The following is a 13,923-nucleotide window of genomic DNA, read 5'->3' as shown; positions in this document are numbered from 1 at the left end:
ACGCAGACTTAGCTGAAGAAATCAACAACTAAATTAACTACTGTTGTTTGTTTCACTCTTTGCACAAGCAGTAAATCATACACTAAAAGCACATTATTTAGGTTTAACAACTTTTGTTTCCTTTGCAACCCCAATCACCATTAAAACCCATGCTGAAAAAAACCACAAACCCAAAAACTGATTGATACCCTCAAACTACTCCCCCCACACTGGCCTATCATCCCCACTCAGGGAAAAAGACCATTAGGGTATCAATGGGAACAACATCCCTGGTCTCCTCAAGCATTGCTGAACCAACTACAGCAATATGAAAAAGTACCAATCAGAAACCGCCATCACGGTTTTTACAAAGTAACCCCCACAGGTATAGGTGTCCTTTGCGGTCAAAACTCCCAGGAATTTTTAATCGCCATAGACTGTGATGGATACAGCGCCCATGCAGCAATTATCGCTCATCAACCACTACCCACTACAGTTGCATTTACATCAGGACGACCAGGAAGGGCGCAATATTTACTGAAATTACCAGGTAACACTCACCTTAAACTCAAATCCCGTAAAATCACCACCGCCCCCGGTGAAGTTTTAGAATTTAGAGGTACTAAACTACCATCAATACTTCCCCCCAGTATTCATCCACAAACCGGTTATTATCGTTGGCTGAGTGGTTGTCGTCCTGACCAAATAGAAATAGCGATCGCACCATCTTGGATAATCGAACAAATGACCAAACGTGCGAAATCACCAAAAAGAGATTACCACAAAAACAGCAACTTTTTACCAACAAATCCAGAATTTACAGGTGAGGATACAGAAACAGCACTGTTACTACTAGAAATTATTCATCCTCGCTTTGCAGATAAATATGATTCATGGATCAAGGTGGGAATGGCTTTGAAATCAGTCAATCCTACCCTGCTTTCTGCTTGGGAAGAATGGAGTCAGCTATCAGCTAAATACACACCAGGGGAGTGCGAATACAAATGGCAATCTTTCAGGAAATGGGGGATGAATATGCAGATTTTACACCGTTTAGCTAATCTTTCCTAACTACTAATTATGTCAAAAATTGAAACTCAACAAATTGTGGATGAAGATGTAGAAACTGACGATAATGATACTGATGTCACCACCTCATTCACAGAAAATGATGTTGTTAATGTAGCATCTGAAAAAGAAGATAGATTTGATTTTGACAGCAACACTATCATCTTAGGCATCCAAATTTTACCAGCAAAACAACACGATTTACGACAAGTGTTTATCACGGCTGGAATCAAAGGAGAACCACCAGTCATGCAAGTTAGTACACTGCATGAAATCGAACAATATCCAGTAATAGCTGAAGTTCTCACGAAACTAAAAGCTATTTTACCACAAATAGCAGAACAATCTCAACAAAAAGAAGCTCAAAAACAAAAATTATCTGTCAACCAATCAGAGAATAACAAAATTGTCAATCCTCCTGATTTACCACCAACTAATACTCACAAAACTAACCCATCTAATCAATTAACACTGTTTTAATATGCCTTACATTTTAATGATTGAAGGTCAAGAAATACCCATAGCTGATGAAATTGCAGCTACTGACGAAACTCTCCGCAATGCCCTGACACCATTCTACCCAGAAATTGCTCATGCAGAAATTACGCGAACGGATAAAGAGGGAATCACCCAAATTCGCATGGTCAAAAAAGCAGGTACTAAAGGTTTAGGTGATATCCTCCAAACCTTAATTACCAGCGAACATCAATTTAACCCAGCTTTACTATTAAGTTGGCAAATCAAAATGTTAGAAATTCAAGGTCATCTGAATATCGAAAATCTGCTGTTATTACAAGATGAACTAGAAACAGCAATTACCACTGGGAGAGAATGGCAAACTGAATTAGACAAGAGTTTAACTATTCTCAAAAAATCTCCACCTATACCTTCACAAATACCAATTTCTGGCTTCTAATGCAGTCTCAATATCAAATGGCTGCTGAGTCTTTGAAAAAATACCAGATTCCCCAAACTGTGCAAGAGGGAATTTGGTATTTAGAAGAACTCAGCGAACAAATTAATTACCTCAGTCTCTACAAAGAACTGTTTCCCAGTGAATGGTCATCCTCAAAAACTCCCTTGAGACAACATTCACATTCCAGTGTTTACTGTGACTTAGAAATTGAGTTTTTGGAACTGGTAAATGAGTGGTTATTTCCCATAGATTACCACGAAGATTTTCGGGAATGCACAGAAAGATACACAGAAATTCCGGTTTACTCCCAAAACACAGATTGGTGGGAAATGAGTTTAGAAGAACTCAGTTTCACAGAACAATTTCTATTATCACTTATAGGTTATGGACATCCTCAAGAAGATTGGAATTCTTGCTTTGGGTTCATTCCTCATAAATTGGTAACGGTGGATAAAATCAATTGGGATAAACTTTCATCACTTTGTCAACAAACAGCACCACCTTTATCTCTACTTTATGATGTCATATCCATCATTGACCACAGTACAGAATGTATTTGGTTAGATGTCACCCATGAAGAATATGTCTCCTTTGATTGGGAACAAGCAGTGCTGAAATATTTAGCTGAACAATGGCAATTATGCCAAACATATTGCCAGAAAATGACGGAGTTTTCAGAATGGATTGAATCTTCTATTGACCATAGAAAACAGGTAATCAAACTATGGAACAAAGCACGGAATTAGCTAACATTTTACCTCAACTCAACATTGGTGATATCTCACATTCAATTATCAACCAAACTACTCATGCAGAAACACTAGCACATCTGCTATTTTTGCCAGGACAATATCTTCTAATTTACAAAGAAGGAGAAGCGACAAATTACAAATTTATTGCTCCTGCTGCATTGAGAGAAGCTTTTGCTGCTGAACCCATTGACTCAGGTTATTTACCAGCAAATACAGTGAGGTGGGGAAGATGCCACAAAGGAGAATGGTTAGTGCAGTTTTATCCACCACAACGTTATTGCATTTCCTTAGAAAATACAACTTTTAAAATACCTATGCCGGGGTTAATATTTGCAGGATGTAATCGTCAATATTGGATTTGGGCTATTAAGAAATTCGAGCAAAATTCTCCTCTATTTTATGCACCATTACCAAATGTGATGGAGAACGGTTCTATTTGTTTCGGTGAAAATTCTGTTCCTAATTGTTCTCCTGAAAATATCATGCAAGTGTGGCAATTGTTTTGGGATAGTGCTTTCAATCAAGATTCGGTGCAGGGTAAATCCAAATCATATCCTGAAAATGTGTTATCGCATTTACAGCAACTACACAACAACAAATCTAAAAGATACCCCACGCGGGATTTAGTTCCTTGGGGTAACAAAACCATCACCACTGCAATTGAAGAGATTATCTCATGACTATACCAGGACTCATCAATTATCAATTTGCCACCAGCACCGACTTACCACCAATAACAGGCAAAATGATAGAATACTGGGTAGCTGGGAACGGAGTGTTTATTCATGCTGCACGTCAAGGACTGTCTGCGTGCTTTCCTATCAACCAATGCAGTATTCGCGGTTTACCCCATCTTACACCCTACTTTTACCTGCAATATCCCTTGGTTTCCGCTAGGTTAACGTTGCAAATCTTACAGTTAGCTCAAAATGTGGGACATCAAGAAATACTCTTCTACCTGTGCTTTACAGACGGAAAATGGCATCTGCATACCCCAGAACAAACTGCCACATCTACCAGTGTAACTCCAGTAGAGGCAACCAGCTTATCATATCAGACTGCAATGATTGAGGTACACAGTCACCACAGTATGAGCGCACAATTTTCTGCTACTGACGACGAGGAAGAAGCTGGAAAATTCAGAATCTTTGCTGTTTTGGGTGAGATTTTCACTAATCCCCATATCTGCGTGCGGTTGGGTACATACAGCCACTTTTGGCAAATACCTGCTAACTGGGTATTTGAATTACCAAGCTGTTTAACATCCAATTCAGTAGCATCTACATGATTACAGCTATTTTCAGGTAAATAAACCACAGTTTTTGTTTCGCGCAGAGTCGCAGAGTAACAAAGGCGCAAAGGAATCAATGTGTGGTTTAAATAGTTGAAAACTGCTGTAAATAACCACAGAGACGCAGAGAACGCAGAGGTGAAATTCAAGGAATGATACCGCTACAAAACGGATTTAATGTCATAGATATTACACCATGATGAAATTAGACCTATCTTTTGCTCATTCTGTCCCGCTTATGCTACCCGCACATAATCACGTTGAGTTCATAATTGTGGGTGCTGGTGGGACAGGAGGTTTTTTGATTCCGTCCGTTGCTAGACTGATGCTAGAGATTGAAGCAAACAGCAATAAAACAGCTTCTTGTATAGTTGTAGATCCAGATATCATTGAACCTAAAAACATCCCCCGACAGAATTTTCAACAGTCGGAGATTGGGTTATACAAAGCAGAAGTTCTAGCAGCTAGATACAGTTTAGCATTGGGAGTGCAAATTAGTGCGTTGGCGAAGCCCGCCGAAGGCATCGCTAAACCATTCACTAAAAAGATTATATCAGTCAGATGGCGTAAGTTAACAGTTATTATCGGTTGCGTAGATAATGCTGCTGCGCGTGCTGAAATTAGCACTTGCTTAGACCAAAATTACTCAGGTTCTCCACCACAAATTTGGTGGTTAGATTGCGGTAATCATGCTGGTTCTAGTTCTGGACAAGTGGTGCTTGGTTCTACTAATCAATTTACCTTAGAAGGTGCTTTTGATCATCTTGAAAAACCGAACTTTTGCATTAATCTTCCCAGTCCTTCTAGACAACATCCAGAACTTCTAACTCCATTACCTGAAGAATTAAATTCAACACCTTTATCATGTGCTGAAATTCAAGCACGAAAACGCCAAAGCTTGTTTGTTAATCAACAGGTAGCTGTTATTGCTGCCGAGTATTTGTTAGCATTAACATTAACTGGAGGTTTGAGAAAATTTGCAACCTATTTCCATAATACTACAGGTTCTTGTCGTTCACTATATACCTGTGTAGATTCTCTTTTAAAGTTTACAAATGACGAAATAATTTCACCAAGTCGTTCAATTTAAGTTTAGCACTACAGGATTAAATCACTTTCGCTGACGCGCTTCTTCCTTGGAGAAATTCAAGGGAGAAGATTATTTATAACACTTACGATATAAATCCTTGAAACTCTTATTTTTTTGTGTATTTTAGGTCTTTGCAACTAACCACAGAGATAAAACCAATGCTCAACATTACTAGAGTACAACTTAGTGCTAATGGATGGACTCTCAATATCCTTTCACCCAGAGTTGCTACTATCACCAGTCCTTTGGGACAAAGAAAAGTCACATATTTCGGTTTTGAAAATGAAGAAAAAGCAATCCAATTTAAAAGATGGCTGATTGAAAATACCAATAATTCGTCTATTTATGTAAGAAAAGCAGAGCGATTAAGTCAAAATTGGGAATGTAAATGTTGGATATGTACCAACAGAATTAATCATTCAAATCGCCGAACTTGATATAAACCAACAAACCCAGTTTAAAAATCAACAGAATTAGTTAAAATAATAAACTTTTGAGAGAAAAACCACTAATTTATTATGCGCTACGCGCCAAGTATTTGATGATTTAAATCAGAAGGCGCAATCTCTTTTTTTAGATAGGTTTTCTAATTGTAAAGAGGTGTATATAGATAGAAATAATGTATACATTAAACGCCTTTATTGTCAATCGAATCATCATACTTTCTTGCCCAAAATTGTACAATCTCTATCTAAACATGAAAATATCCCATTCGTTTACAGCCAATATTACCAAAGACACTTATGTCAGTTCATACAGCAATGGTAATAATCAATCCTGTTCATTTTTTGCTGATGGAGAAACAGTCACAATAAATTTTAATGCTGATTGTCTTCACCAAGTACGAGAAACTATCAAAGTTCTCCAACAAATAGATCAGTCTCTTTCTGAACAAAGACAACAACAAATTGCGAATGAACTTGAACAGTTAAATACTCATCATTTTATGTCACTTTCTCAAAGTCATAACGGTAAATATCACACAATGGAAATCACTTCATAAACATACGTTTTCGTTTCTTTAGTCTTTTTTATCTTAATAGAGTTTAACGATTGATTGAAATTTGCCAAAGATGAATCCCAGAAAATAATTGTCCTGTATACACACTACAGGGTAAATAAAGGTGTTTAGTGACAAACTAAGCACCTCTTATTTCATTACTTCATTGACAACAAAGAAACCATAATTATGAAATTTACCATTTCTCAAAAAGAACTATCTGATACCCTCGCTGTGGTTAGTTACGCTGTACCTAACAAACCTCATCATCCTATTCTCAACAATATATTGTTGGTTACAGATAAGCACGAACAACAAATTTTAGTGACTGCTTTTGATTTGAGTTTAGGAATTCGCGTTCAATGCAAATCTAGAATAGAACTAGAAGGTAAAATTGCCTTACCTGCTAAATTATTCACCCAAGTAATTTCTAGTCTTCCCAAACAAGATATTATTTTGGAGATTGTAGATAATGCGGCTATTATTACTCACTCCTGTGGTAAATGTCGGATTCAAACGGTTAGTCCTCAAGAATTTCCATCTTTACCTGAAATTGAAGGTAAGAATATTACATTACCAGCAATTAAGTTGTTACAAGCATTAGAAGGAACATTATTTGCTGCTAGTCATGATGAAAATAAACAGGTTTTAGCTGGAGTTCATTTTCAATTTACTAATAGTAGTTGGGAAGCAGCAGCAACAGATGGACATCGGTTAGCAGTTGTTTCTGGAACGATAGAAACAGATGAACAATTGACAGAAAATACACAAACTGAAGCTGATTTAAATACGGTAGAAATCACAATTCCCCAACCTACATTAATAGAATTACAAAAGATTTTAGGTAGTGTAGGAGATCACAGCGAATGTACTATTAATATCGACAATGGAATTGCGGTATTTACATTACCCAATATCCAAATTACCACCAGATTATTAGAAGGAGATTATCCCAAATATTCAGCTTTAATTCCACGACAATTTCAACATCAAGTTATTGTTGATAGGAAATTATTGGATCATGCTCTAAAACGAGTGGGAATTGTAGCTGACCAAAAGAATAAAATTGTAAAAATTATCTGTGACTACCAGCATCAACAAGCAACTTTATCTACTGAATCTTCAGATATAGGTGGTGCGGTAGAATCTTTAAATATTAAGACCCAAGATGATTATCAGCAAACATTAGTCATGGGTTTTAATATCAAATATATGGAACAGGCTCTGAAATTCCTACCTACAAATGAGGTGTTGATTAATATCAACCAAACTACAACTCCTGTGGTTATTACTCCTGTTGATGGTATTCTCAATCAATTAATTTTGGTAATGCCAGTTCAACTTATTAATAATAACAGCACAGCTATGGAAGAAGATACTTCAGATGATGAAGAAGTTATCGTTACAGAAAATATTTCCTCTGAAACTGAAGTAAATGAGGAAATAAATATAGCTGCTGAAGGTGGGAATACGGAAGAAGTTGTTAAGGAGAAAAATAATCTGATGAACACAGATTCTTCTCCACAGAAAAACACAGCAAACACTAAAAATAATTCTCAAACTTCTGCAAATTCTACTTCTAAACCTAGAGGAAGAAAAAAGAAAGTTGCTGCTGCATAGGATAACTGAATCAAAAATTGTATTGGTTTAGATTTAGTAAACCAAATCTCAATACTTGTCAGTCAAAAGTTACAAAAATCTCTCTTAAACTTTCTTGTCTCTGTGTACTCTGTGCCTCTGTGGTTCGTTATATCAAATCTGTTTTAACAACCACATCAAAAATTACTCACACCCCAAGTTTATTAATGATAAATAAGCTTGGGGAAATTCAACTTATCTACTTTTGAAAAACATGACATATCAACCACTTCACCTGAAATATCGTCCCCAGTCTTTCGTTGAACTTGTTGGTCAAAGAGCGATCGCAACTACTCTCACCAATGCTATCACATCTCAACGAATTGCCCCGGCGTATCTATTCACTGGTCCCAGAGGTACAGGTAAAACTTCCAGCGCCCGCATATTTGCCAAATCTCTCAATTGTCAACATGGTAGTTCTCCTACCCCCACACCCTGCGGCCTTTGCAATTCATGTACTAGCATCTCTAAAGGCTTATCCCTGGATGTGGTAGAAATAGATGCTGCTAGTAACTCTGGTGTTGAAAATATCAGACAAATTATTGACCGCACCCACATTATACCTGTCAATAGTCGCTACAAGGTGTTTGTTTTAGATGAAGTGCATAGCCTCAGTTCACAAGGATTTCAAGCTTTACTCAAAACTTTGGAAGAACCACCAAAAAATGTAGTGTTTATCCTCTGCACCACAGAAATTCACAAAGTTCCTGCAACAATAATTTCTCGTTGTCAAAGGTTCGATTTTAAACGAATTGGTGTTGAGGATATGATACAACACCTCAACCAAATTGTGAATGAGGAATTAATTGATATTACTCCAGAAGCATTACGTTTGATTGCACAAATTTCTTCTGGATGTTTGCGGGATAGTCAATGTTTACTGGATCAATTGAGTTTACTAAATATCACTATTGACCAAAATTGGGTATGGGAAATGGTGGGAAATGTGCCTGAATATGAATTGCTAACAATGGTGGAAAGAATTGCTGAAAATGATAGCGATTCGGTAATTAATATTATTCGCAATTTGTTGGAATGGGGTAAAGAACCTTTAGTAATTCTGCAAAATCTCACTAGCTTTTATCGAGATATGTTGATTGCTAAAACATCTCCCAGCAGTAAGGAGATGGTAATGCTAACTGAGGATACTTGGCAACAATTGTGTCAAATAACTAAAAGTTGGGAGACTACAACTATCTTAGCAGGACAGCAGCACTTGAGACAATGTGAAGTGCAAATCAAATTATCTACTCAACCACAGTTATGGTTAGAGGTTGGTATTTTGGGTTTACTACCTGCTGCTAATTCTATTAATTCTAGTAATTCAAATCAATTTGTTTCAACTTCTGAAAATCCACCTTGGACAAATTGGAAAACACCTAATGATGCTATTGTTTGGGCGCAACAGCAGTTACCAAATATGAGTGTTGAATCTTTACAAGAACATTGGAATTTATTGATTCCAGTCAATGGAAAGAAAGCTCCTGTTTGGGTGGAAACTGTACAACAATTAGCATCTTCTCGATAGAGATTTACAGCAGTTTTGGAAGAAATTAGGTACACATTTAGCGGGTAAGATGCCCGCACCACAAGAGTTTGATGATTCCAGTTTGTACCTCATTTGAATAAAATATGCTGTATCAATTAAAAGTTTACCTGTCTCCTTCCTTTTCTCTTCTTTCTTCGCTTACTTCGTGCCTTCGTGGTTCAATCAATATTTTCTAAAAGAAAAGGAGTAATTGGTAATTCGTAATAGCTCAGTCTATCTACTTCAAATTATTTGTTACCATTGGAGTAATAATCATGCAAATATCTTGTCAATCTAAAAGTGAAGAATCATGTACACAAAGTTTAAATACTTTAGAGGAATTATGTGAATTTATCAACAATCACCCGGTATCCTCTTACAATTTCCACATTAACTCTGTGATTTACCAACTGTTGAAAATAACAACCTGTGAATGGTGTGAACATCCAAAAATTCTCCTGAATGTTCAAGGAAAAGTCTTACCTCAAGAACTGACGATTACACATTTAGACGACTTTCACTATTTCTTATCTCAATACCCATCATCACAATATTTACTAGAAATCAATTCTGCACTTTTCAAAATGCAAAAGATAGGAACTATTGGTAAGTAACCAACACCAAAAATGAACATTAATTACAATCATCGTCATTTTATCAGCAAAAGCGATAATCAAATTACTGTTGACGAAGATAAATTAAACATCTTCTACACAGATAATACACTTTATCAATCCTGGCAACCTTTACAGACAATTAAACCTTACAATGCCCTGAAACAAATGGTTATTGACATTGAAACTTCAGGGCTGATTCCTAGTAAAAATAGAATTTTCGCTATTGGTTGTATGAATGAATTGGGCGAGTATTTTGTATTTATGGATGAAAATGAATCAAAATTACTCTGCCAATTTATTTCCTATTTTCAGTCTATTTCTCCTGATGTAATTCTCACATACAACGGTACAGATTTTGATTTTCCATTTATCATTACTAGATGTCTAATCAATAATATATCTCATCCATTTACTATTTCTCAGCAATCGAGAATTATCAAAACAGCACAGGTATTTGGCAAACCTATGAATATTTCGGAAATATTCATCAGCAACAGCCAACATATTGATGTGTATATTTGTGTCCTGAGATGGGATTTTGTCAATAAAGCTTTATATCAACATTCCCTAAAAAGTGCAGTCATAGAAATGGGATTGCGAGAATCTGCTAGGTTGGTTTTAACTCCCCAAGAAATTCAACATTGTTGGAGTGAAAGTGCAGGTTCTCAAGGATGGGAAAAAATCAAACAATACCTGATTTATGACTTGGAAGATACCAAATTAATTGCTGATAAATTAGTTCCTTCCTATTACTATGAATCGCTGATAGTACCAGGGATGAATTTACAACAACTATCGCTCACTGGTAATGGTACTAAATGGCAGCGAGTTTTAGAAAGACAATATCCAGGTTACAAACCAACTGCTGATCTGAAGTTGAAATTTGAGGGAGGACTGGTAATTTCTGTACCAGGTTTACACAAACACATTGCTAAAATTGATGTTTCCAGTCTGTATCCCAGCATTATGCTTAAATATGGGATCTGCTCGCGCAAGGATACGCAACGAGTCGGTTTAAGTATTCTTGATTATCTCACCAGGGAACGACTCAGACTCAAAGAATTAGGAAAAGCTGGAGATTTAGCTGCTAAACAAGCTGAAGCGGCTCTCAAAGTGTTAATCAACTCGTTGTTTGGCTTTTATGGGACTTCTGGTGTTGGTTTTAACGATATGGAAGCTGCTGCACTGGTTACAGCTTATGGGAGACGGATTCTGCGATTCATGATTGAGGTGATTGAAAAAGCGGGAGGTATCCAGGTGGAAAGTGATACTGATGGTGTGTTCTTCTCCCACTCTGAACCTCTGCTGATATTTGAAAAGCTGCAAAATGCTTTACCTACTGGTATCAAAATTGAGTTGGAAATCCTTGCTCAAGCGATGTTTGTTCCCTCTAGAGGAGCTAAGAATTATATTCTCTGGCATGAAGATGGTAAAATTACTACTAAGGGTTCATGGCGGAAACGCGATCGTTCTCGTCTAGAAAAGGAGTTTCCTTTGAACTACCTGACACGATATCTTTTGTCAAAAGCTAAGGCGGAACAATATTACCAGGAATTAGCCAAGGTTATTCGTTCTGGTGATTTTCCTGTGGAACAGTTACAGGTTACTCGGAAAATTAAGAAGGGTGAAAAGGCTCTTTTGGTTCTGGGTAATACTGGGGATGTTGTGACGTTTTATCAAGGAATTTTGGGAGTGACTAATTCTGAAGCCTATTCCAGTGGGTATTATTTGGAGTTGATGGCTAAAAAACGAGATGAGTTACTTTCGGTTGTTGAGCCTCAAGGTGATGTGGGAAAGCAGTTGAGTCTGTTTTGAGTCGGGGATTATACTGATAAGGAGAGCGATCGTCTATGGGATTTGAGGGAGCGATCGCTATAATTTTTTGTCTTTAACTGAAGTTAGGTAAGCAAGCCACTGGCGACAAAATTGCACTTAAAGCTCTCAATCGTTTCATTGCTGAATTAACTAATCCAGCATAGGTCTTTTCCAAATTCACCAACAGTGTCTTCGCTATATTTACCTCTTTTAAAGTGGAGCAATAATTTTCCCATCAAACCGTTTGTAGGTGTGTGGAACATTCCTAAGATACTGGGTTAAAACTGTACTACTCTCACTAGTGGCAATAATAACTTGTTGTCCATATTGTTGTGACAAGCTTGCTCGATATAGAAATGCCTCAATGCTTGCCTCACGGGCACTTTGCTGACGTGGTTCATCCAAAATTAATAATCCAAGATGATTTGTTTCGTGTTGTCTAGATACCTCAAGCAATCCTAAAAGATAAGCCCAAATAATCCTAATATAATCGCTTGCAGACAGATTGAATTGCAAATCAAAACCTTCATATTCTGGAAAGTAAGATTCAAGAGATATAGTTATATTTATAGGATTTAAGCTGCCAAAACCATACTCTTGTAACTGTTGCTGAAAGGATCTTTCCAAATCGCTGATTTTCGATTTGTCTTCTTTAGAAAATATTTCTTTTGGAAGACTCGCAAGCCTTGTTTGAACTTCTCGCCATTCTTCTGATAATTGTGAGAACTTACCTAATACTTCATCAACTTGACTACGGATAAGTTTGATATATCTAATTTTTTCTGCAAGTCTAACTCGTTCTTCTATAACAGCATAAGAAGGAGCATTACTCTGTGAAGTTAGTGTAGTTTTTAAGGATCTAATATCTTGTCTAATTTCTGCTACATAACTTTTTAGTCCATTTAGCTGCCTTTTTTTTAAATCAAGAGTTTTTACTTCACTTTTGCTCATTGCATTAAATACTTTTAATTGCTCTTCGATAAAATCAATATTTTCCTCTATCGTCATTGTATTGTTTATTTCTTGAATAGAAATAAGGGAATCACTAATAGATTGATAGCAAGTTGGACATTTCCCAGAATGTGTTTGAAGGTCTTGGGTAGAACCAAGGTTCAATAATTTCTTTAAATCTTTATTTTTAAGTAATTCTTCTTTTAATGAAACAATCCTTAATTCAATTGCCTCAATATGAATAATTTGACGTTCAACTTCTTCAAATTTAAATTTGATTTCTGTCTCTATTTTTAATAGTTGCTCTTGTTTATCTTGTAATTCTTGTTGGGCAGCTTTAGATACTTGTTCAACACTAGGGACTTCTTGTAAGTTAAGATACTGCAAACGTTCTTCTATTCCAAAAATTACTTGTTTTATGTTAATCCTTTTTTCTTGATCAAAAATTAAAATCTCTGGCTGCACACTCGGAGGCCAATCTGATATAGGTTTTGTAGGTAAATTATCAATAAGACCATTAATAGAAGCTACAAGCCTATTAATAGCTTCAATTTGTACTGACCAATTAGTATTTATATTTTTAGCTTCTTGTTGTAAAAATATCTTTTGTGCAGCATTTTTTTCAGCATCTAAAGACGTAATAAATTCAAATGCCCTTCTATTTAATTCTTTTATTTTAAAGTATGTTGGAAACCGATTACGTAGACTTGACCATCCATATTTTTGTTCTACAAACATTAAAGGAAATAAAGTTTCCATATAAAGTAATGTTTCACTTTCATTATAAGTAGGTACATTTGGAAGTTTCCAGCCAATGAATTCTGCCAAGAGGTGATGAAAACCTATTTCCCTAGATGCGGCTCCAGGTTGTCGAACAATATAATCACTAGATATATAAGATGTGCCTGTTTGAGATAACATTGGTCCCATCCAAACATTAATTAAATGTTTGTCTTGCCTGCCTTTTATCTGTCTCCGTACTGTTATTACTTTTGTACCATTTGAAATTTCGAGTAATACTTCAGATTCTAAAACATGATAAGTTTGTCCATCGTAATCAAGGAAGTCGGTTACTACAGCAGGTAAAGGAATGTTTTGTGTAGAACTAAGCATACCCTCTAAGCCAAGCGCATAGAGAATTGATTGTAGACAGGTTGATTTACCAGAGGTATTGTCAGCATGTAAGACAAAAAGACCTGCTTCAAAGGGTATTTCAACACCAAAAAGACCATCAGAGGTAGTAATTCGCAGACTCAAATAACGAAGTTGAAGTGCCAT

14 protein-coding genes are annotated in these 13,923 nt (G+C 36.3%); 13 read left to right on the top strand and 1 reads right to left on the bottom strand.

Translation table 11 applies throughout. From position 1 onward, the window contains the following. Nucleotides 1-177: 177 nt before the first annotated feature. The 13 genes from ACOWPH_RS29375 (at nt 178) to ACOWPH_RS29315 (ending at nt 11,694) form a co-directional block, all read left to right on the top strand. Complete coding sequence (locus tag ACOWPH_RS29375) at nt 178-1,050, top strand: bifunctional DNA primase/polymerase (RefSeq protein WP_042466370.1); 873 nt, start codon at nt 178-180, stop codon at nt 1,048-1,050. A 9-nt stretch (nt 1,051-1,059) separates the two neighbouring features. Then, on the top strand, nt 1,060-1,527 hold the full coding sequence (locus ACOWPH_RS29370; RefSeq protein WP_015364335.1) for a hypothetical protein: 468 nt from the start codon (nt 1,060-1,062) through the stop codon (nt 1,525-1,527). 1 nt (nt 1,528) lies between these two features. Beyond that, complete coding sequence (locus tag ACOWPH_RS29365) at nt 1,529-1,963, top strand: hypothetical protein (RefSeq protein WP_015364334.1); 435 nt, start codon at nt 1,529-1,531, stop codon at nt 1,961-1,963. After that, nucleotides 1,963-2,709: a hypothetical protein gene (locus tag ACOWPH_RS29360; RefSeq protein WP_015364333.1), complete on the top strand. Its 747-nt coding sequence runs from the start codon at nt 1,963-1,965 to the stop codon at nt 2,707-2,709. The genes ACOWPH_RS29365 and ACOWPH_RS29360 overlap by 1 nt, the downstream gene beginning before the upstream one ends. Continuing rightward, nucleotides 2,688-3,395: a prokaryotic E2 ligase family D protein gene (locus tag ACOWPH_RS29355; protein ID WP_015364332.1), complete on the top strand. Its 708-nt coding sequence runs from the start codon at nt 2,688-2,690 to the stop codon at nt 3,393-3,395. Before ACOWPH_RS29360 ends, ACOWPH_RS29355 begins: the two co-directional genes overlap by 22 nt. Continuing rightward, nucleotides 3,392-4,003 carry a Mov34/MPN/PAD-1 family protein gene (locus ACOWPH_RS29350; protein WP_015364331.1) on the top strand — a complete coding sequence of 204 codons (612 nt, stop codon included), beginning with the start codon at nt 3,392-3,394 and terminating at the stop codon, nt 4,001-4,003. Before ACOWPH_RS29355 ends, ACOWPH_RS29350 begins: the two co-directional genes overlap by 4 nt. A gap of 199 nt (nt 4,004-4,202) precedes the next feature. Further along, a complete protein-coding gene (locus ACOWPH_RS29345) occupies nt 4,203-5,096 on the top strand; it encodes a ThiF family adenylyltransferase (RefSeq protein WP_015364330.1) in 894 nt (297 codons plus the stop codon). 158 nt (nt 5,097-5,254) lie between these two features. Beyond that, nucleotides 5,255-5,533, top strand: a complete 279-nt coding sequence (locus tag ACOWPH_RS29340) for a hypothetical protein (RefSeq protein WP_422665753.1) — start codon at nt 5,255-5,257, stop codon at nt 5,531-5,533. A 260-nt stretch (nt 5,534-5,793) separates the two neighbouring features. Further along, on the top strand, nt 5,794-6,099 hold the full coding sequence (locus tag ACOWPH_RS29335) for a hypothetical protein (protein ID WP_042466369.1): 306 nt from the start codon (nt 5,794-5,796) through the stop codon (nt 6,097-6,099). A gap of 186 nt (nt 6,100-6,285) precedes the next feature. Next, the gene (dnaN, locus tag ACOWPH_RS29330; protein ID WP_015364327.1) at nt 6,286-7,716 is read left to right on the top strand and encodes a DNA polymerase III subunit beta; all 1,431 of its coding nucleotides are present in this window, start codon (nt 6,286-6,288) and stop codon (nt 7,714-7,716) included. A gap of 232 nt (nt 7,717-7,948) precedes the next feature. Continuing rightward, the gene (locus ACOWPH_RS29325) at nt 7,949-9,262 is read left to right on the top strand and encodes a DNA polymerase III subunit gamma/tau (RefSeq protein ID WP_015364326.1); all 1,314 of its coding nucleotides are present in this window, start codon (nt 7,949-7,951) and stop codon (nt 9,260-9,262) included. A gap of 275 nt (nt 9,263-9,537) precedes the next feature. Continuing rightward, nucleotides 9,538-9,876, top strand: coding sequence for a hypothetical protein (locus tag ACOWPH_RS29320; RefSeq protein WP_015364325.1), 339 nt, complete (start codon nt 9,538-9,540; stop codon nt 9,874-9,876). Nucleotides 9,877-9,888: 12 nt separating this feature from the next. Further along, nucleotides 9,889-11,694: a 3'-5' exonuclease gene (locus ACOWPH_RS29315; protein ID WP_015364324.1), complete on the top strand. Its 1,806-nt coding sequence runs from the start codon at nt 9,889-9,891 to the stop codon at nt 11,692-11,694. A 210-nt stretch (nt 11,695-11,904) separates the two neighbouring features. Here ACOWPH_RS29315 and ACOWPH_RS29310 read toward each other — a convergent pair whose 3' ends face one another. After that, nucleotides 11,905-13,923 (bottom strand): hypothetical protein, encoded by a 2,019-nt coding sequence (locus ACOWPH_RS29310; protein WP_015364323.1) that lies wholly within the window; start codon nt 13,921-13,923, stop codon nt 11,905-11,907.

Source organism: Anabaena sp. PCC 7938, assembly GCF_049315035.1.
Taxonomy (GTDB): domain Bacteria; phylum Cyanobacteriota; class Cyanobacteriia; order Cyanobacteriales; family Nostocaceae; genus Anabaena; species Anabaena cylindrica.
Note: the sequence above shows the minus strand (reverse complement) of the source record. Positions and strands in the feature narration are given on the sequence as shown.

Coding starts and splice junctions, on each gene's coding strand:
- ACOWPH_RS29360 (WP_015364333.1), top strand. CDS start 1,963: ATGCAGTCTCAATATCAAATGGCTGCTGAGTCTTTGAAAAAATACCAG.
- ACOWPH_RS29320 (WP_015364325.1), top strand. CDS start 9,538: ATGCAAATATCTTGTCAATCTAAAAGTGAAGAATCATGTACACAAAGT.
- ACOWPH_RS29350 (WP_015364331.1), top strand. CDS start 3,392: ATGACTATACCAGGACTCATCAATTATCAATTTGCCACCAGCACCGAC.
- dnaN (WP_015364327.1), top strand. CDS start 6,286: ATGAAATTTACCATTTCTCAAAAAGAACTATCTGATACCCTCGCTGTG.
- ACOWPH_RS29370 (WP_015364335.1), top strand. CDS start 1,060: ATGTCAAAAATTGAAACTCAACAAATTGTGGATGAAGATGTAGAAACT.
- ACOWPH_RS29355 (WP_015364332.1), top strand. CDS start 2,688: ATGGAACAAAGCACGGAATTAGCTAACATTTTACCTCAACTCAACATT.
- ACOWPH_RS29345 (WP_015364330.1), top strand. CDS start 4,203: ATGATGAAATTAGACCTATCTTTTGCTCATTCTGTCCCGCTTATGCTA.
- ACOWPH_RS29310 (WP_015364323.1), bottom strand. CDS start 13,923: ATGGCACTTCAACTTCGTTATTTGAGTCTGCGAATTACTACCTCTGAT.
- ACOWPH_RS29315 (WP_015364324.1), top strand. CDS start 9,889: ATGAACATTAATTACAATCATCGTCATTTTATCAGCAAAAGCGATAAT.
- ACOWPH_RS29340 (WP_422665753.1), top strand. CDS start 5,255: ATGCTCAACATTACTAGAGTACAACTTAGTGCTAATGGATGGACTCTC.
- ACOWPH_RS29365 (WP_015364334.1), top strand. CDS start 1,529: ATGCCTTACATTTTAATGATTGAAGGTCAAGAAATACCCATAGCTGAT.
- ACOWPH_RS29335 (WP_042466369.1), top strand. CDS start 5,794: ATGAAAATATCCCATTCGTTTACAGCCAATATTACCAAAGACACTTAT.
- ACOWPH_RS29325 (WP_015364326.1), top strand. CDS start 7,949: ATGACATATCAACCACTTCACCTGAAATATCGTCCCCAGTCTTTCGTT.